14 protein-coding genes are annotated in these 19327 nt (G+C 71.1%); 4 read left to right on the forward strand and 10 right to left on the reverse strand.

Going from position 1 to position 19327, the window contains the following annotated elements; genetic code table 11:
- Positions 1-75: 75 nt before the first annotated feature.
- On the reverse strand, positions 76-552 hold the full coding sequence (locus AC1DYG_RS10125; RefSeq protein WP_477639908.1) for an Lrp/AsnC family transcriptional regulator: 477 nt from the start codon (positions 550-552) through the stop codon (positions 76-78).
- 107 nt (positions 553-659) lie between these two features.
- Between AC1DYG_RS10125 and hppD the strand changes: the two genes are divergently transcribed.
- Positions 660-1880: a 4-hydroxyphenylpyruvate dioxygenase gene (gene hppD, locus AC1DYG_RS10130; RefSeq protein WP_477639739.1), complete on the forward strand. Its 1221-nt coding sequence runs from the start codon at positions 660-662 to the stop codon at positions 1878-1880.
- A 93-nt stretch (positions 1881-1973) separates the two neighbouring features.
- Here hppD and AC1DYG_RS10135 read toward each other — a convergent pair whose 3' ends face one another.
- A complete protein-coding gene (locus tag AC1DYG_RS10135) occupies positions 1974-3446 on the reverse strand; it encodes an APC family permease (RefSeq protein ID WP_477639740.1) in 1473 nt (490 codons plus the stop codon).
- Positions 3447-3533: 87 nt separating this feature from the next.
- Between AC1DYG_RS10135 and AC1DYG_RS10140 the strand changes: the two genes are divergently transcribed.
- Positions 3534-4508, forward strand: coding sequence for an RDD family protein (locus AC1DYG_RS10140; RefSeq protein ID WP_477639741.1), 975 nt, complete (start codon positions 3534-3536; stop codon positions 4506-4508).
- Positions 4509-4515: 7 nt separating this feature from the next.
- Here AC1DYG_RS10140 and fahA read toward each other — a convergent pair whose 3' ends face one another.
- Both fahA and AC1DYG_RS10150 read right to left on the reverse strand, forming a co-directional pair.
- Positions 4516-5793 carry a fumarylacetoacetase gene (fahA, locus tag AC1DYG_RS10145; RefSeq protein WP_477639742.1) on the reverse strand — a complete coding sequence of 426 codons (1278 nt, stop codon included), beginning with the start codon at positions 5791-5793 and terminating at the stop codon, positions 4516-4518.
- 1 nt (position 5794) lies between these two features.
- The gene (locus tag AC1DYG_RS10150) at positions 5795-6649 is read right to left on the reverse strand and encodes a hypothetical protein (protein ID WP_477639743.1); all 855 of its coding nucleotides are present in this window, start codon (positions 6647-6649) and stop codon (positions 5795-5797) included.
- A 109-nt stretch (positions 6650-6758) separates the two neighbouring features.
- Between AC1DYG_RS10150 and AC1DYG_RS10155 the strand changes: the two genes are divergently transcribed.
- A complete protein-coding gene (locus AC1DYG_RS10155; protein WP_477639744.1) occupies positions 6759-8057 on the forward strand; it encodes a homogentisate 1,2-dioxygenase domain-containing protein in 1299 nt (432 codons plus the stop codon).
- Positions 8058-8208: 151 nt separating this feature from the next.
- Positions 8209-10134, forward strand: coding sequence for a bifunctional metallophosphatase/5'-nucleotidase (locus AC1DYG_RS10160; protein ID WP_477639745.1), 1926 nt, complete (start codon positions 8209-8211; stop codon positions 10132-10134).
- Between the two features lie 29 nt (positions 10135-10163).
- Here AC1DYG_RS10160 and AC1DYG_RS10165 read toward each other — a convergent pair whose 3' ends face one another.
- Genes AC1DYG_RS10165 through AC1DYG_RS10190 form a run of 6 tightly spaced genes read right to left on the reverse strand, consistent with a single transcriptional unit; the run spans position 10164 to position 19295 of the window.
- Positions 10164-11255 carry a uroporphyrinogen-III synthase gene (locus AC1DYG_RS10165; RefSeq protein ID WP_477639909.1) on the reverse strand — a complete coding sequence of 364 codons (1092 nt, stop codon included), beginning with the start codon at positions 11253-11255 and terminating at the stop codon, positions 10164-10166.
- Positions 11256-11275: 20 nt separating this feature from the next.
- Positions 11276-12487 (reverse strand): uroporphyrinogen-III C-methyltransferase, encoded by a 1212-nt coding sequence (gene cobA / locus AC1DYG_RS10170; RefSeq protein ID WP_477639746.1) that lies wholly within the window; start codon positions 12485-12487, stop codon positions 11276-11278.
- Positions 12484-12900: a nitrite reductase small subunit NirD gene (gene nirD / locus AC1DYG_RS10175; protein WP_477639747.1), complete on the reverse strand. Its 417-nt coding sequence runs from the start codon at positions 12898-12900 to the stop codon at positions 12484-12486. Before nirD ends, cobA begins: the two co-directional genes overlap by 4 nt.
- On the reverse strand, positions 12897-15476 hold the full coding sequence (nirB, locus tag AC1DYG_RS10180) for a nitrite reductase large subunit NirB (protein WP_477639910.1): 2580 nt from the start codon (positions 15474-15476) through the stop codon (positions 12897-12899). The genes nirD and nirB overlap by 4 nt, the downstream gene beginning before the upstream one ends.
- Positions 15477-15486: 10 nt before the next feature.
- Positions 15487-17088, reverse strand: a complete 1602-nt coding sequence (locus tag AC1DYG_RS10185; RefSeq protein WP_477639748.1) for an FAD-dependent oxidoreductase — start codon at positions 17086-17088, stop codon at positions 15487-15489.
- Positions 17085-19295 carry a molybdopterin oxidoreductase family protein gene (locus AC1DYG_RS10190; protein ID WP_477639911.1) on the reverse strand — a complete coding sequence of 737 codons (2211 nt, stop codon included), beginning with the start codon at positions 19293-19295 and terminating at the stop codon, positions 17085-17087. Before AC1DYG_RS10190 ends, AC1DYG_RS10185 begins: the two co-directional genes overlap by 4 nt.
- Between the last annotated feature and the right edge of the window lie 32 nt (positions 19296-19327).

The following is a 19327-nucleotide window of genomic DNA, read 5'->3' on the forward strand; positions in this document are numbered from 1 at the left end:
CGACTTCTGGCCAGCGGTGCGGCACGTGACCCCGGTATCGGGCTCCGGGTGCGGCGTCGGTGGCCAGAAGTCGGGTCAGGGGCGGGGGAGGGCGGCGGCGCGGACCAGCGGCAGGGTGCGCAGCGGGATGCGCGTGGCCAGGGAGATGGCCGTGTTGGCCCGGATGACGTGCTCGTCGTCGACGACGGCATCGATGACGCGCTGCAGGTCGGCGTTGTCGCGCGCGACGATGTGGATGTAGAGATCTCCCGAGCCGGTGATGGTGTGTGCCTCCAGCACTTCGGGGATGCGCGACAGGTGGTCGACCACGGGGGAGTGGCCGCGACCTTGTCGGATCTCCAGCGTGCAGAACGCCGACACCGGGTAGCCCATCGCCGCCGGGTCGATCTGGGGCGCCCACGACCGGATGACGCCCCGCTCGACCAGTCGGTCGATCCGGGCCTGCACGGTCCCGCGGGCGACGCCCAGCTCACGCGAGGCTCCCAGGACCCCGATCTGGGGTGCGGTGGTGAACAGGGCGATCAGCCGTCCGTCGAGCTCGTCCAGATCCATGGTCACATTGTCTATCCTTGAGGGCACACAAGCCAGCATTCTGCGCAGACTGTGCACCGCAGCGGCATACAGTTGCACACTCGGTGACCACGCGTCACGCTGCACAGATGACGACCCACGCCACGGACACCACCCTTGACCTGACCCCGCAGGAACGCGAGGCAAACCTCGACATCGAGCAGCTCAAGCAGCTGGTCGGCCTCGTCGAGTACGACGAGAGCAAGGACCCGTTCCCGGTCACCGGGTGGGACGCCATCGTGTTCGTCGTCGGCAACGCGAGCCAGACCGCGCACTACTACCAGTCGGCGTGGGGCATGGAGCTGGTCGCCTACAGCGGCCCCGAGAACGGCCAGCGCGACCACAAGTCGTTCGTCCTCAAGTCCGGCTCGATCCGGTTCGTGGTCAACGGTGCGGTCAGCCCCGACAGCCCGCTGATCGAGCACCACGCCAAGCACGGCGACGGCGTCGTCGACATCTCGCTCGAGGTGCCCGACGTCGACAAGTGCGTCGCGCAGGCCAAGCGCGCTGGGGCCCGCGTGGTCCGCGAGGCGCAGGACATCACCGACGAGCACGGCACCGTCCGCATCGCGTCGATCGCGACGTACGGCGAGACCGTGCACACCCTCGTGGACCGCTCCCGCTACGACGGCCCCTACCTGCCGGGCTACGTCGCCAGGCAGTCGACGTGGGTCAAGCGCGACGGTGCCCCCAAGCGTCTCTTCCAGGCACTGGACCACATCGTCGGCAACGTCGAGCTCGGCAAGATGGACGAGTGGGTGACCTTCTACAACAAGGTCATGGGCTTCGTGAACATGGCCGAGTTCATCGGCGACGACATCGCCACCGACTACTCCGCGCTGATGTCCAAGGTCGTCGCCAACGGCAACCACCGGGTGAAGTTCCCCCTCAACGAGCCGGCGATCGCCAAGCGCAAGAGCCAGATCGACGAGTACCTCGAGTTCTACAACGGCCCCGGCGCCCAGCACCTCGCGCTGGCCACCAACGACATCCTGCGCACCGTCGACGAGCTGCGCGCCAACGGCGTCGAGTTCCTCGACACCCCGGACTCCTACTACGAGGACGACGAGCTGCGCTCACGCATCGGCGAGGTGCGGGCGCCGATCGAGGAGCTGCAGAAGCGCAAGATCCTGGTCGACCGCGACGAGGACGGCTACCTCCTGCAGATCTTCACCAAGCCGCTCGGCGACCGCCCGACCGTCTTCTTCGAGATCATCGAGCGGCACGGGTCGCTCGGCTTCGGCAAGGGCAACTTCAAGGCGCTGTTCGAGGCCATCGAGCGCGAGCAGGACGCCCGCGGCAACCTCTGAGCCGCACGGCACGACAAGGGCCGGTATGCCGGGTGGTGACCACCCGGCATACCGGCCCTTGGTCGTCCAGCCGGCTCGGTGACCCGCGGTGGATCAGCCCTGACGGGCGAGGCGGGCGTTGCGGCGACCGTACGCGAGGTAGACGAGCACCCCGAGCATCATCCAGATCAGGAAGCGGTACCAGGTCTCCAGGGACAGGTTCGTCATGAGGTAGACGCAGGCCAGCGCCGACACGACCGGGATGACGGGGGAGAACGGCACACGGAACGGCCGCTTCATCTCGGGCTTGGTGCGGCGCAGGATCGGGACCGCGATCGACACGATGACGAAGGCGAAGAGGGTGCCGATGCTCACGAGGTTGGCCAGCTCCGCCAGCGGGACCAGACCCGCCAGCACCATCACGAGGACGGCCGTTGCTGCGGTGATGCGGTAGGGCGTGCCCCACTTCGGGTGCACCTTGGCCACCGCCGGGGGCAGCAGCCGGTCCCGGCCCATGGAGAAGCCGATCCGGCCCATGGCCACGATGTCGACGAGGATCACCGACGTGAGGCCTGCCACCGCAGCGACGGAGATGAGGTTGGCGGCCCAGTGCGCACCCACCGACTCGAAGGCGCTAGCGATCGGGGCGCCCTCGTTGATCTGGCGGTAGTCGACCATCCCGGTGAGCACCAGGGCCACGCCGATGTACAGGACCGTGCAGATGCCCAGGGTGCCCAGCAGGCCGAGGGGGAGGTCGCGACTGGGCTTGCGGGTCTCCTCGCCGAGGTTCGCCACGGCCTCGAACCCGGTGTAGGAGAAGAAGACCACGGCGGCCGCGGTCAGGACGCCGGCCATGCCGAAGGCGGTCGGCTCGATGCCGAACAGCACTTGGCTGAGCGGCTGGTCGATGCCCGACGTGCCCTGCTTCACCGGCTCGGCCACCGGGACGAAAGGCGTCAGGTTGGCCGACTTCACGAAGAACGCGCCCAGCACGATGACGAACGCGCACACGGCGACCTTGATGACCACGAGGGTGTTGGTCACCCGAGCGCTCTCGCGGATGCCGACGATCGCGACGACGGCGAGCACCGCGACGATCGCCACCGCTCCGACGTTGACGGGGGCCTTCTCCCCGAACAGGGAGGTCGGGAGGTCGAAGAGCTCCTGCAGGTAGCCCGACCAGCCACGTGCCACCACCGCGGCGCCGAGGGCGAACTCGAGGATGAGGTCCCAGCCGATGATCCACGCGAAGATCTCGCCGATCGTCGCGTACGCGTAGGTGTAGGCGCTCCCGGCCGTCGGGACTGCGGCGGCCATCTCGGCGTAGCAGAGCGCTGCCAGCAGGCTGACGGCACCGGCGATGGCGAAGGACAGCACCACCCCGGGGCCGGCGTGCTGCTTGGCCTCCACCCCGGTGAGGGTGAAGATGCCTGTGCCGATGACGATGCCGATGCCGAAGCCCATGAGGTCCTTGGCGCCGAGTCGCCGGGCGAGGTGCTGCCCATCACCCTCGGCGCCGGCGTCGTCGGCCTGGGCCAGGACGTCCTCGATCGGTTTGGTGCGCAGGACGGAGTCGTTGCCGGTCATGACGATTCACCCTAGGGTCCGCCGACCCGGCCCACCCGACGGGGTTCGGTGGCTGGAACGCTGCCTCCAGCGTGAGACGCTTGCATCATGAGCACGCCAACGACTCCCGGCTGGTACGACGACCCGCAGGACGACACCAAGCTGCGCTACTTCGACGGCGTGATCTGGAGCAACCACACGACACCTCGGTCCACCCGTCCGACCGCCGCCGCGTCCCAGGCCGGGCAGCAGCAGTTCCCGGGCCAGGGCCACCCGCCCCAGTACCCGGGCCAAGCTGCCCAGGGTCAGCCGCAGGACCAGGCCCCGGGTCAGTCGCCGCAGGCGCCAGGCGGGTATGCCGCGCCGCCGGCTCCGGGAGCAGGCGTGCCGGGCCAGCAGTACCCCGGCCAGCAGTACCCCGGCCAGCAGTACCCGGGCCAGCAGAACCCTGGGCAGCAGAACCCGCAGTTCCCCGGCGCCCCCCAACAGGGTGGCTGGAACGCCCCCGCCTACCCGGGGATGCAACCGGCGGCGACCACGCCGGACGGCCAGCCGCTCGCCGGGTACTGGCAGCGGGTCGGTGCCTACCTCATCGACGGCATCATCCAGTTCCTCATCCTCATGCTGCTGGGCGGATGGCTGGCGTTCAAGGCGATCGAGCCCGTGTGGGACGAGATCACTACCGCCATCGACTCGGGGGACACCTCGACGCTGGACAGCATCAACACCAGCTCCGTGAACTACGGCTACCTGCTGGCCTTCGGGGTGGTCGGCGCTGCGATCGGGTTCGGCTACGCCATCTTCTTCCTGACTCGCACGGGGGCCACTCCCGGCAAGTCCGCTCTGGGGATCAGCGTGCGGCTGCGCGAGCGCCCCGGACCGCTGACCGTGGCGGTCGCCGCCAGGCGAACCTCGGTGCAGGCCGTGCTGAGCCTGCTCGGCAACATCCCCCTGCTGGGCAACCTCTTCTCGCTGGCCGCCTTGGTGGACCTCCTCTGGCCGGCGTGGGACGACAAGAAGCAGGCCCTGCACGACAAGCTCGCCAAGACCAACGTGGTCGTCGGCAAGCAGCCGCGCAGGTAGCGATCGGTCAGCGGGCGGGGACGATCCGCCCGCTGACCTCTCCGAGGCCGAGGCGTGAACCGTCGGTCCCCGACGCGGTGGCGCGCAGCACGACGATGTCGCCGTCCTCGAGGAAGGTGCGTTCGCTGCCGTCCTCGAGCAGCACCGGCTCGGTGCCGTTCCACGAGAGCTCGAGGAAGCTGCCACGGGTGTCCCTCGCCGCACCCGAGATGGTGCCCGAACCGAACAGGTCACCGCTGCGGATCGAGGCGCCGTTCACGGACAGGTGCGCCAGCATCTGGGCGGGCGACCAGTACAGGTCGCGCGACTCGGGGCGGGCGACGACGGTGCCGTTCCACTCCACCTCGAGGTGCAGGTCCAGCCCGAACACGGACTCCGCTCCGCCGCGCAGGTAGGGCAGCGGCTCGGGGGCCTGGCCGGGCAGTGGCACCCGTGCTGCCCGCAGGGCGGCCATCGGCGTGACCCAGGCTCCGATCGACGTCCCGAAGGACTTGCCGAGGAAGGGCCCCAGCGGGACGTACTCCCAGGCCTGGATGTCGCGAGCGCTCCAGTCATTGAGCAGGACGACGCCGAAGAGGTGCTCCTCGGCGGCTCGGTCGACGGCGACCGGGTCGCCCAGGGTGGTGCTGCCGCCCACGACGAAGCCCAGCTCGGCCTCGATGTCGAGCTTGCGGCTCGGCCCGAACGTCGGGGACGCGTCGGCCGGGGCCTTGCGCTGGCCCTGCGGCCGCACGACGTCGGTCCCGGACACGATGACGGTGCCGGAGCGCCCGTGGTAGCCGATCGGCAGGTGCTTCCAGTTGGGGGTGAGCGGTTCGGAGTCGGGCCGGAAGATGCGCCCGACGTTGGTGGCGTGGTGCTCGCTGGCGTAGAAGTCGACGTAGTCGGCGACCTCGATCGGCAGGTGCAGGGTGACGTCGTCGAGCGGCACCAGATGTGGCCGGACGCCCTCCTCGTGGACGTCGTCGGAGAGGATCTCGACCAGCCAGGAGCGGGCGACGGCCCAGGCCTCGTGCCCCAGGTCGAGGAACGCGTTGAGGTTGGGCTGCTCCCACGCCGCCGTGAGGTCGGGGCCGTCGCCCGCGCCGACCGCGTCGCGGCCGATCCGCGCCACCTCGCTCGCGTCGAGCACCCAGTCGCCGATCCGTATACCGACCCGCGGCGCGGAGTCCGCCGTCGAGAAGACGCCGTAGGGGAGGTGGGCGACCCCGAACGGGTGGTCGGCGGGCAGGTCGAGCCACGTGGTCGCGGCGGACGTCGCGGCAGACGTCGAGAGGGAGGACAAGTCAGGCTCCTTGGACGAGGCCGAGCGTGGTGAGCTCGCCGATCGGGTCGGTCACCTCACAGCATCCGTATGCCGTGAAGAAGGCCCGCACGATCGCCGCGTCTGCGGCGCTCATGCGGGTGATCTGGGGGACGAGGACGGCCGGATCACGTTCCGCCAGCAGGTGAACCAGCTCATCGACGTCTTCGCCGTTGAGGGCCCACCGCACCGTGGCCAGGACGTTGAGCAGGCCGTGCTGCTCCTGGCCGTCGTGGGTGCCGCGGACGACGTGGTGCAGCCCACCGGTCAGCTTGAAGCCGAGATCGTGGTCAATGGCCGAGCGCACGAAGGTCGCGAGCTCGGTCTCGTCGGGCCACGCCCAGGTCTCGGTTGCCCCGGTGCGGAACTTCGCCTGCCGCGCAACGGAATCCGAGGTGTCGGCAGCGATGTCGGCGATCGCGGCGAGCTGGTCGGCACCCCGCGGCACCTCGAGGCTGACGGGGAGGTCGCCGAAGTCCGTGGCCCTCCAGTCGGGCGTCCAGCCGAGCTCGACCCCGGCCACCTCGACGAGCTCGGTCGAGCGGAGCTGCCGCACGGCGGTGGCCACCTCGGCGCCCGGGGTGCCCGGCCGGCCGATGACCACCACGGCCAGCGGTGTGCCGTCGAGCAGGGCGCCCAGGTCAGCGGCGGCGGAGGCGGGGACGAGCAGCGGACCCACGCACGCGGCATACCGGCTGAGGCGGTGGAGGCGGTGCAGGCGCMCCGCCTCGGGGAGGGGCGCGTTGCCCGGGGGGAAGACAGCGGCGTCGTCGACGAGGGAGTCGAACAGCGAGGGCTCGGCCGGGCGGTCGGCGGCGGCCTCCGACAGCGATGTCATGGCGGTGAGGCTACCCGCGACCGCGAGGCCGCCCCGCACCGGCAGCCCGAGGTGTCGGGGCGGCGGCCGGTCGTGCCATGCTCGGGCCAACCGGACGAGAGAGTGAGCGATGGCGTTCTACCAGCACCAGGGCAACATCCCGCCGAAGCGGCACACCCAGCACCGCCGGCCGGCAGGCCGCGGCACGAAGGGCGAGCTCTACTACGAGGAGCTCATGGGGGAGGAGGGCTTCTCCTCGGACTCCTCGCTGCTCTACCACCGCAACATCCCCTCGACCATCGCGGGGGCCCGCGAGTGGTCCATCGGTGACCTCTCGACGACGCCCAACCACCCGCTCGTGCCGCGGCACCTCAAGCTGCACGACCTCTTCGAGGCCAAGGACGTGAAGAACACCGACGTCGTGACCGGGCGACGCCTCGTCCTCGGCAACGGTGACGTCCGCATCTCGTATGCCGTGGCGGGGGCTCCCAGCCCCTGGTACCGCAACGGGATCGGTGACGAGTGCGTCTACGTCGAGCGCGGCAGGGCGCGGGTCGAGACGGTGTTCGGCGCGTTCGACGTCGCCGAGGGCGACTACCTCGTGATCCCGCGGGCCACCACGCACCGGTGGATCCCCAAGCGCTCCACCAAGGAGCCGCTGCGGGTCTACTGCATCGAGGCCAACTCTCACATCACGCCACCCAAGCGCTATCTGAGCAAGTACGGCCAGCTCCTGGAGCACGCGCCCTACTGCGAGCGCGACCTGCGCGGTCCTGCCGGTCCGCTCCTCGCCGAGGACGTCGGGAGCAAGGCCGAGGAGGAGACCGAGGTCTACCTCAAGCACCGCGGGAACGGTCCGTCGAGCAGTGGCGGCATCGTGGGCACCGTCCACACCCTTCCGTTCCACCCGCTCGACGTGGTCGGGTGGGACGGCTGTCTCTATCCCTACGCGTTCAACGTGCGCGACTTCGAGCCGATCACCGGGCGCGTGCACCAGCCGCCGCCGGTGCACCAGGTCTTCGAGGGCTGGAACTTCGTGATCTGCAACTTCGTGCCGCGCAAGGTCGACTACCACCCGCTGTCGATCCCGGTGCCCTACTACCACTCCAACGTCGACAGCGACGAGATCATGTTCTACGTCGACGGCGACTACGAGGCGCGCAAGGGGTCGGGTATCGGCAAGGGCTCCGTCTCGGTGCATCCCGGTGGGCACGCGCACGGGCCGCAACCCGGTGCCTCCGAGGCCTCGATCGGGGTGGAGTACTTCGACGAGCTGGCGGTCATGGTCGACACCTTCCGCCCCCTCGAGCTCGGCGAGGGTGGCCGGACGGTCGACGACGGGCTGTACGCCTGGTCGTGGGGTCGTGGTGGCGCACCCTCCGGCGCAGCCACGCAGGGTGCCGACGGATCGGACTACAGCATCGGCTGACGCTGGTGCTGGGCACGATGTGGCTTTTGTGCACAGCAGGGTCGGCTATCCGCCACACGCGTTAGGGTGGAAGACCCGCCACGTCGATGCCGCCGTGGCCCGCGCCCCGGGCACTCCGTCGAGCTCCCGGCCACTGTCGTTGGAGGCACTCGTGACGTCCACTCGCACCGCGGTTCAGGACCTCGCCCAGCAGGAGCGCAGCCGTCGCGAGATGATCGCGCTGGCCATGGTCGGCGGAGCAGGCGCGGCCATCTTCGGTGGCGCGACGCGGGCGGACGCAGCACCCGAGGCGGGGCCCGACCTGCGGCCAGTCGCTGCCGGGGGTCCGGGGCGGTTCCGCCTCACCGTGCTGGGGACCACGGACACCCACGGCAACGTCTTCAACTGGGACTACTTCAAGGACGTCGAGTACGACGACTCGGCCCACAACGACATCGGCCTGGCCAAGATCTCGACCCTGGTGACGGCGATGCGTGCCGAGCGGGGCGAGGCCAACACCCTCCTGCTCGACGCCGGTGACACCATCCAGGGCACGCCGCTCTCCTACTACTACGCCAAGGTCGACCCGATCACCGGTGGCTCCGTCCACCCGATGGCCAAGGCCATGAACGCGATCGGCTACGACGCCGCGGCGCTCGGCAACCACGAGTACAACTACGGCCTGGACACCCTGCGCACCTTCGAGTCGCAGTGCGAGTTCCCGCTGCTCAGTGCCAACTCGGTCGACTGGGCCACCGGCGCCCCGATCTTCAAGCCCTACCTCATCCGCACCTTCAAGGCTCGTGGTGGCAGGGACGTCAAGGTCGGCATCCTCGGCCTCGTGACGCCGGGCGTCGCCATCTGGGACAAGGCAAACGTCGAGGGTCAGGTCCGCTTCCCGGGCATCGTCGAGCAGGCCAAGGTCATGGTCCCCAGGCTCAAGGCGGCAGGCTGCGACCTGGTCATCGTGTCCTGCCACTCAGGGGCCAAGCCCGGGTCGTCCTACGGTGACGCCCTGCCGGTCCCGGAGAACGCGTCCCGCCAGCTCGCCGAAGAGGTGGCCGGGGTGGACGCCGTGCTCGTCGGCCACGCCCACGTCGAGATCGTCGAGGAGCTCGTGGCCAGCAAGGTCACGCCCGACAAGGTGGTCCTGCTGACCGAACCCCTCAAGTGGGGCATGCGACTGTCGGTGATGGACTTCGACCTCGACTTCGTCAAGGGGCGCTGGCAGCTGGCCGCTGCCCACTCGCACGTGCTCAACGCCAACACCGTCCCCGAGGACCCGGCCGTGGCCGACCTCGTCCGTGACGACCACGCGATCGTGCGCACCTACGTCAACTCGGTCATCGGCCGGTGCACCGTCGCCATGTCGGCGGCGACCGCACGGTTCGAGGACACGGCCGCCATCGACTTCATCAACCACGTTCAGGCCGAGGCCGTGAAGGCCGCCCTCGTGGGCACTCCCGACGAAGTGCTGCCGGTGCTGTCGATCGCCGCTCCGTTCAACCGTGACGCCGCCATCCCCGCCGGCAACGTCACGGTCCGCGACATCGCCGGCCTCTACATCTACGACAACACGCTCCTGGGGATCCGCTTCACCGGCGCGCAGGTCAAGGCCTACCTCGAGTATTCGGCCGCGTACTTCAAGACGGTGACCGGCACCGGACCCTACGCGCCGGACGACGTCACGGGCGCCCCGAGCCCCACGACCGGGACCGCCATCCCCGACTACAACTACGACATCATGGGCGGCCTGGACTTCTCGTTGGCCTACGACATCGACATCGCCCAGCCCGTGGGGCAGCGGATCGCCAACCTCACCTACCACGGCCAGGCGATCGATCCTGCGGCACAGTTCGTCATCGCCATCAACAACTACCGCCAGTCCGGTGGTGGCGGGTTCCCCGGAGTGACGACCGCGCCCGTGGTGTACAACGCGCAGGTCGAGATCCGACAGCTCCTGATCGACTGGACCGTCGACAAGGGTGCCGCCAAGGAGCCCGTCGACCCGACGACCTTCACGACCTACGACTGGAAGCTGGTCGCCAACGGTGAGCCGGTGGTCGTCGAGGGCGCGGCAGAAGGCGGCCGGCACTAAGCGTCGGAGGTCGTCAGGGTGTCAGGGTGTCAGGTCGTGGTGAGCCGGTAGCCCCGCTTCACCACCGTCTGGATGAGTCCCTTGTGTCCGACGGCCTCGCGGAGCCTGGCCACGGCCACCTCCGCGGTGTGCGGGTCGGTCGAGTCGCCGGGCAGCACCGCCAAGACCTGCGCGCGCGTGACCACCTCGCCCCCGGCGGCGGTCAGCACCCGCAGCACCTCGAGCCCGCTGGGGGACACCGGCAGCACGTGGTCGTCGAGGAGGGCGACGGTCCGACGGACCTGAAGACGCCCGGCGCTCGTCAGGACGGCCGAGGTCTGGGCTTGTTCGTAGTGGCTGACGAGGGTGCGCACCAGGGCGCCGAGGCGGCCCCTGTCGGGCACGATCGGATCGATTCCCCTGTCCTGCAACGGCTTGGCCGTGATCGGACCGACCGCTGCCATCACCATCGTGCCACTGCGGATCCGCGCCAGGACGTGCTCGCCCATCCCCTGGGCGTCGACCTCGGCCAACCAGGCAGCGGCCCCCGGAGCGGAGGTGAAGACGGCGGCGTCGATCTCTCCGTCTGCGGCCGCGATGACCGACAGCTTCAGGGCCACCGGGTCAGGTGGCGGACCCCAGCGGTACACGACCAGGCTGCGGACCAAGGCCCCGGCAGCGGTGAGCTCGGTGTCGAGGCCGTCGGCGCCCGCACCATGGTGCTGCACCGCGATCCGTTGCTGGGCCACGCCTTCCGCGAGCAGCAGCTCGAGGATCTCGGCGCTCGTCTCCGACTCCGCGACCCAGTCGGCCTGCAGTCCGGCGGCCTGGATCGCGCCGTGCGCCTTGGGGCCCCGGGCGATGATGCGGGCCCTCGAGAGCACGGCGACGAGCTGCTCGGCCAGGCCCGCGGCGTCGGCCGCCTCCACCCAGCCGCGGAACCCGATCCCGGTGGTGATCACGACGATCTCAGGGGGCTCGGCGAGCAGTTCCCTGGTGTGGGCGAGCAGCTCGTCGTCGTGCTCGTGCGGCACGATGCTGATGGCCGGGGCGTGGCGCACGGTGGCGCCGCGGCGGGTCAGGGCGGAGGCGAGCTCGCCGGATCGCCGGTCCGCCGTGATGAGCACGACGCAGCCGGCCATGACCTGGCCCAGGCGAGCGCTCACTCGCCGCCCTCGAGGAATCCCGCCGCGGCAACGGCACCGACGACGATCACCGCCGGAGCCCTGACCCCGCGCTCGGCGGCGAGTGCGACGATCGTGGAGATGGTCCCACTGGTCAGCCGCTGGGTGGGCAGGCTGGCGTTCTCGACGACCGCGACCGGGACCGCGTCGGAGGCGCCGGCGTCCAGGAGCCGTGACACGTGGTCGGCAAGAAGGGAGACGCCCATCAGCACCACGAGGGTCGCCTCACCCCGGACGACGGCAGAGACCGCGGTGTCGTCGAGTCGGCCATGGCCGTGGGCCACGTGGAGGGCGCCTGCAGTGCCTCGATGGGTCACGGGAATGCCTGCCACGGCAGGGGCGGACAACGCCGAGCTGACGCCCGGCACGACCTCGACCGGTATGCCGTGGGCAGCCAGTGCCAGCTGCTCCTCGCCACCACGTCCGAAGAGGAAGGGATCCCCACCCTTGAGACGCACGACCAGTCGACCACGTCCTGCCTGCTCCACGAGGATCGCGTTGATCTCCTCCTGGGTGACAGCATGCAGGCCCGGGGTCTTGCCGACGTCGATGACCTCGACGTCCGACGGCAGGTGGGCGAGCACGCTGGTCGGGCCGAGCCGGTCGGTGACGACGACATCCGCCTCGGACAGGATGCGCCGCGCGCGCAGGGTCATCAGGTCTGCGGCGCCGGGCCCGCCACCGACGAGCACCACCCGCCCGGGGCCAGCTCGGGCCCGGCGGTGCCGCAGATCGACCTCGCCGTCGCGCAGGCTCGCCGCGAGCTGGTCGCGAACGGCCCGGGCACGTGCGGGGTCGGGAGCGCCCTGGGACACGACCGCGACGCTCAGCCCAGCCAGGTCGGTCGTCGCGGGGGTCCGAGCAGTGCCCTGCTCGACCGCGCTGGCGCAGATGCTCCACACCCGACGGGTGGTCGCCCACGCGCAGACCCTGGTGTTCGTGCGGGGGTCGTCAGTGGCGGCGTGGACCAGCCAGGCCCCCTCGACGTCGTGCTCCTCGACCTCCCGGTCGGTCCAGACGAGCCGCCCCTCGGCGACGAGGTCGACGAGGTCCTCGCAGAGGTGGGGGGACACCACGGTGACGACTGCGCCGTCCGCGACCAGGCGGGCCGCGCGGCGTGCGGCAACCGGGCCGCCCCCGACGACCAGGACGGGGCGATCCGCGACCTCGAGGCCGACGAGGGTCGTCATCCGGCACCGCGCTGAACGGGCAGGTCAGGCTGGCTCGGCAGGACCGGAGGACCGATGCTGATCACGTCGTCGACCACCTGCACCGGGTAGACGAGCAGGTGCCGAGCGTCCTTCCCCACGGAGTCGAGACACTCGCCGGTGCGCAGGTCGAAGACCTGCTTGTACATCGGTGACGCGACAGTCGGCGCCCCGCCCCGGGTGCCGACGATGCCACGCGACATGACGTGGGCGCCGCTGTAGGGGTCGAGCTGCTGGACGGCATACACGGTGTCGTCGTAGGCGCGGAACAACGCGATCTGGACACCGTCCACCAGCGCACACGCACCGCGCTCGCGGGGCAGGTCCTCGAGGGCGCAGACCGGGTGCCAGGTCCCCTCGGAGGCCAGTGGCGAGAGACTCATCTCGGCGGTCATCGCCGCACCTCCAGGGTTGTTCCGGCGATGAGCACCGCGCCATCGGTCCGTTCGGACTGGGTGGCGGGTCGGGCCTGACCGCGCTCGTTGACGTAGGCGAGCGAGTCGTCGGCCTGGTCGGGTGCGTTGACGAACGACCCGAACCGGCGCAGCTTCTCGGGGTCGTCCAGGGCAGCTGCCCACTCGTCCTCGTAGCCGTCGACGTGGCCCGCCATCGCCTCATCCAGGTCGGCGCCGATGCCGAGGCTGTCCTCGAGGACGACCGCCCGGATGGCGTCGAGCCCGCCTTCGTGGTCCTCGACCCACATCGCTGTGCGCTGCAACCGGTCCGCGGTGCGGATGTAGTACATGAGGAAGCGGTCGATGGTGCGCACGAGGGTCTCGGTGTCGAGATCCTCGGCCAGCAGCTGGGCGTGCTTCGGAGTGAAACCACCGTTGCCGCCCACGTAGAGGTTCCAGCCGTTGTCGGTCGCGATGACACCGACGTCCTTGCCACGCGCCTCGGCGCACTCCCGCGCGCAGCCGGACACTCCCAGCTTCAGCTTGTGCGGGGACCGCAGCCCGCGGTAGCGCAGCTCCAGCGCGATGGCGAGGCCGACCGAGTCCTGCACGCCGTAGCGGCACCAGGTCGACCCGACGCACGACTTCACCGTGCGCAGCGACTTGCCGTAGGCGTGGCCGGACTCGAAGCCCGCGTCGACGAGCCGCTTCCAGATCTTGGGGAGCTGCTCGATGCGAGCTCCGAACAGGTCGATCCGCTGGCCGCCGGTGATCTTGGTGTAGAGCCCGAAGTCCTTGGCGACCTCGCCGATGACGATGAGTCCCTCAGGGGTGATCTCGCCTCCGGGGATGCGTGGGACGACGGAGTAGGAACCGTCCTTCTGGAGGTTGGCCATGACGTGGTCGTTGGTGTCCTGCAACGACGCCCGCTCGCCCTCGAGGATGTGCCCGGTGCCCAACGAGGCGAGGATCGAGCCGATGACGGGCTTGCAGATGTCGCAGCCGCGACCGGTGCCGTGGCGGCCGATGATCTCGCTGAAGGTGGTCAGGCCCTGGACCCGGACCACGTCGAACAACTGCGCCCGCGAGAGCGCGAAGTGCTCGCAGAGCGCGTTGCTCACCTCCACGCCGGACTTCTCGAGCTCCGTGGTGACGAGGCGCTTGACGAGGGGGAGGCAGGAGCCGCAGCTGGTCCCGGCCCGCGTGCACGCCTTCACCCCGGCGAGGTCGGTGCAGCCGGCGTCGGTCACCGAGCACCGGATCTCCCCGGCGGAGACGTTGTTGCACGAACACACGGTCGCCTCGTCGGGCAGGTCGCCCGCCGGTGCCGGCGCGGCCCCCTCGGGGAGGAGGTATGCCGCCGGGTCGCCACCCAGGGGGCGGCCCACCATCGGCCGCAGCGCGGCATACGCACTGGCGTCGCCGACGAGGATGCCCCCGCGCAGCGTGCGGGCGTCGTCCGACATCACGAGCTTCTTGTAGACGCCGGCGACCGGGTCGGAGATGACGACCTCGAGGCCGCCGGGCTCGGCGGCGAAGGCGTCCCCGAAGGACGCGACGTCGACTCCGAGCAGCTTGAGCTTGGTGGAGAGGTCGGCCCCGGGGAAGGTGCCCTCGCCACCGAGCAGCCGGTCGGCGACGATCTCGGCCATGGTGTAGCCGGGGGCGACGAGGCCGAGGGTGCGGCCTCCGATGCAGGCGACCTCACCGACGGCCCAGACGGCGGGGTCGGCTGTCGCGCAGGAGTCGTCGACGACGACGCCGCCGCGCTCTCCGACCTCGAGTCCGGCGTCCCGGGCGAGCTCGTCGCGCGGTCGGACACCGACGGCGAAGACGACCACGTCGACGTCGAGCGGGGCGCCCTCGGCGAACTCCATCTTGGCGACGCGGCCCAGTCGACCGATGATCTTGGACGTGGCGGTGCCGGTGCGGACCGTGACGCCGAGGGCTTCGATGAGCCGGCGCAGGGCCTCGCCGCCGCCGTCGTCGACCTGGAGCGGCATCAGGCGTGATGCGAACTCGACGACCGTGGTGCCGACCTCGAGTGCGGTGAGCGCGCCGGCCGCCTCGAGCCCGAGGAGCCCGCCGCCGACGACCGCTCCACGAAGGGGGCGGCCGAGCTCGTCGCGCAGCTTCTCGACGTAGGCCCGCAGGTCGGCCACGTCGTCGATGGTGCGGTAGACGAAGGCTCCGCGGAGGTCCTTGCCGGGGACCGGGGGCACTGCGGCATACGAGCCTGTCGCCAGGACGAGCGAGTCGTAGGGGAGCGTGCGGCCGTCGGACGTGGCCACCGTGCGGGCCTCGCGGTCCACCGCCGTGGCGGCGACGCCGCGGCGCAGGGTCACCAGCGGGTCGTCCCATAGCTCCTGGCCGCCGAGGGCGAGGTCGTCGGGGTCGCGTCCGGTGAAGTACGACGTGAGGGCGACCCGGTCGTAGGGTGCCCGCGGCTCCTCACACAGGAGCGTCACCGCCCACTCGCCGGCGGCGTCGCGCGAACGCAGGGCGTCCACGAGGCGGCGGGCGACCATGCCGCCGCCGACCACCACGAGCTGGCGCGGGGACGGGTTCTGGACCATGGCGGCCACGTTAGGAGACTGCCGTTTCAGGGCTGTGGATCACGTGTTTCCCCTTCGTTACGTGGTTCTCACCCGGACGGACGTCGGAGGGTGAGGAGTGGGCGGGGGCGGTGCCGGCCGCTGCGGTGGGGCTGGCGCTGGACGAGAGCCAGTCGACGAGGGCGCACACGTCGTCGGTGCAGCCCCCGCAGCCCGTGGTGGCGCGGGTGGCGCCGGCGACCTGGTCCACGCTGGTGGCCCCCTCGTGGACGCAGGCGGAGATGTCGGCCTTCGTGACGCCGTTGCAGCGGCAGATCGTGGTGTCGTCGGGGAGGGCGGCGGGTGAGGTGGGTGCGCTGGCCGGGTGCGGCATGAGGGCGGGCAGCAGCAGGTATGCCGGGTCGGCAGGAACCGGGGTGCGTCGCGTGTAGGTCGTGACGAGGTCTGCCGCGACCGCACCGGCGCCGACGCAGGTGGCGCCGACGAGCCTGCCGCCGGACACGACCACCTCGATGTGGCGGCCGACGTCGGGGTCACTGAGACGCAGCGTGCGCTGCGCCGGGTCGTCGACGCGCTGCGACCCACACACGCCCATGGTCACGACGTCGAGGCCGTGGGCCTTGAGCCGCACGACGTCGCTCCCGACCGCTGACGGTTGCCGCGACGCGGAGCTCGGCCTGGGCGCCGAGGGGTCTGGTGTGGTGGCATCTCCGCACAGGTGGGCGGCGAGCCGTCGCGACTGGTCCCACCCCTGGGCAACCAGGCCCGTGCCGCCCTCGGGAGGCTGGGCGCAGTCGCCGATGGCGAAGACCCGGGCGTCGTCGGGGGAGCGAAGGTTGTCGTCGACGACCACGCCCCGGTCGACCGTGAGGCCCGCAGCGCTGGCCAGGGCGGCGCTGGCGAGGGTGCCCGTCGCGAGCACGAGGAGGTCGGCGGGTACGACCTCACCGTCGTCCAGGCGAAGGCCCTTGAGCCTGCCGCCCTCGACGAGGGCTTCGGTCGCGCCCACGCCCACGCGGTGGTCGATGCCCAGACCCGACATCGCGAGCTCGACGACCCGCCCGGCCTCCTCGTCGAGCTGGCGCTCCATGAGGGTGCTCGCGGGGTGGACGACGGTCACCGCCACGCCACGTCTGGCGAGCCCGCAGGCGGCTTCCATGCCGAGGACGCCGGCCCCGAGGACGACGGCTCGGTGGGCATTGAGCGTGGCGGCGACGATCTCGCGGGCGTCGTCGATGGTGCGCAGGGCGTGCACCCCTCCGGTGAGCTGGTTGCCCGTCCACAGGCCGGGGAGCGGGGGGACCCGAGCCGCGGAGCCGGTGGCGAGGACGAGGCGGTCGTAGCGCAGGCGCTGGCCGTCGGTGGTGACCACCAGCCGGTCCTCACGGTCCACGTGGGTCACGCTCTCGCCGCGCATCACCCGCAGCCTGGGGCTGGACGGAGTCGGCAGGGTGAGGGCGGCGAGGTCGTGCTTGCCCGCCACGACCTCGCTGAGCAGCACCCTGTTGTAGGGCTCGCACCCCTCGGCTCCGACGACCGTCACCTCGAACCGGCCGGCAGCATCGGCGCCGAGGAGGTCCTCGACGAAGCGCGAGCCGACCATGCCGTTCCCGACGACGACGAGGCGGGTCATGCCCGGGCCTCGGCATTCACGTGATGGGTGCCCTGGCTCGTGAGCTGGACCCGCGCGGGGGTGACGTCGACTGCACACACTTTGAACTCGGGCATCCCCGAGACCGGGTCGGTCGCGTCGCTGGTGAGGCGGTTCGCGCTGCTGGTCCCGGCCCAGTGGAACGGCATGAACACGGTGTCGGGCCGGATGGAGTCGGTGATGCGTGCCGGGACGGCGACCGACCCCCGGCTCGTCGTGAGGCGGACCCGCTCGCCCTCGACGACGCCGAGTCGCGCCGCGAGCAGGGGGTGGACCTCGGCGAAGACGCCGGGGGCCGCGGATGCGAGCGCCGGAACCCGACGGGTCTGGGCTCCCGACTGGTAGTGCTGAAGCACCCGGCCGGTGATGAGGTAGAGCGGTGCGTCCGGGCGCAGGTCGTCCGCCGGTCCGACGTGGTCGACGGCGACCATGCGGGCACGTCCGTCTGCGGTGGGGAACGCGTCGCCGAACAACCGGGGGGTGCCGGGATGCGGGGCCTCGCCGGGAGGCGCCTCGGGGCACGGCCAGTAGAGGGCCTCCTCGGTGTCGAGGCGGCTGTGGCTGAGGCCGCTGTAGTCGGCGCGTCCTCCTCTGCTCGCGCGGGCGAGCTCGTCGAACACCTCGCTCGGCTCGACGTCCCAGATGCCCGCAGAGCCGAGTCGTGCGGCGAGCTGGGCCCAGACCCACAGCTCGCTGCGAACACCCTCCGGGGCGTCGACCACCTTGCGGCGTCGGATCACCCGACCCTCCAGCGAGGTCATCGTGCCCTCCTCCTCGGCCCACTGCGTCACGGGCAGGACGACGTCGGCGAGCATCGCGGTCTCCGACGGCACGAAGTCGCAGACCACCAGGAGGTCGAGCGCGCGGAGCCGGTCGGCCACCGGCTGGGCGTTGGGGGCACTGACCAGCAGGTTGGAACCGTGCACCAGCAGGGCGCGGGGGCCGCCCGGTGTGCCCAGCGAGGCCAGGAGCTCGACGGCGGGCTTTCCCTTTCCGGGCAGCGACGCCTCCGGGACGCCCCAGACGCCGGCCACGTGGGCGCGCGCGTCGGGGTCGTCGATCATCCGGTAGCCCGGGAGCTGGTCGGACTTCTGGCCGTGCTCGCGGCCTCCCTGGCCGTTGCCCTGACCAGTCACAGCGCCGTACCCACTGCCCACCCGGCCGGGCAGGCCGAGCAGGAGGGCGAGGTTGATCGCCGCCGAGACCGTTGCCGTCCCCTGTCGGGACTGCTCGACTCCCCGCCCGGTGAGGACGAACGCTCCGCGGCCGCCCCGCGCGGGACTCGCGGCGGCCAGCAGCCGGGCAGCATCGCGCAGCAGGTCCGCCGGGACACCGCACACCTGCTCGGCTCGCTCGGGCCACCACGCGGCAGCGCGCCGACGCACGTCCTCGAGGCCGGTGGTGCGGGCCTCGAGGTAGTCGGCATCGGTGAGGTGCTCCGACAGCAGGATGTGGGCGATCGCGAGGAGGACGACGAGGTCGGTGCCGGGCACGGGCTGCAGGGGCAGTCCCTGGCCGTCCTTGGTGAGGTCCGCTGTGGCGCTGCGGCGGGGGTCGACGACCACGAGGCCGCCGCGCCCGCGCACGTCCGCGAGGTGGGCGACGGAGGGCGGCATCGTCTCGGCGAGGTTGCTGCCGAGCAGGAGGACTGCGTCGGCGCCGGCCAGGTCGGTCAGCGGGAAGGGCAGACCGCGGTCGACCCCGAGGGACCTGTTGGCTGCGGCTGCCGCGCTGCTCATGCAGAACCGTCCGTTGTAGTCGATGTTCGCCGTACCCAGCGCAACGCGGGCGAACTTCCCCAGCTGGTAAGCCTTTTCGTTGGTCAGGCCCCCGCCGCCGAACACGGCCACGGCGTCGGCGCCGTCCTCGCTCCGGATGCGTCGGAGCCGGTCCGCCACGAGGTCCAGGGCCTCGTCCCAGCCGACAGCAGCCAGCTCGCCGTCGACCCCGCGCACGAGCGGGGTGGTCAGGCGGTCTCGCGTCGTCAGCACATCGCCGCTCGTCCAGCCCTTCTGGCACAGGCCTCCCCGGTTGGTGGGGAACGCCCGGCCCTCGACGGTGACGCCCTTGGCACCGTCGAGTCCGGGGGTGGGCGTGAGGGTCTGGGCGCACTGCAGGGCGCAATACGGGCAGTGGGTGGCGACGCCCGGGCTCCCAGCGCTGGTGGCGCTGGGAGTCGGGCTGCCAATGGCGTGGGGCGTGGGGGTCAAAGGATTTCCCG

Source organism: Pedococcus sp. P1_H8, assembly GCF_056405175.1.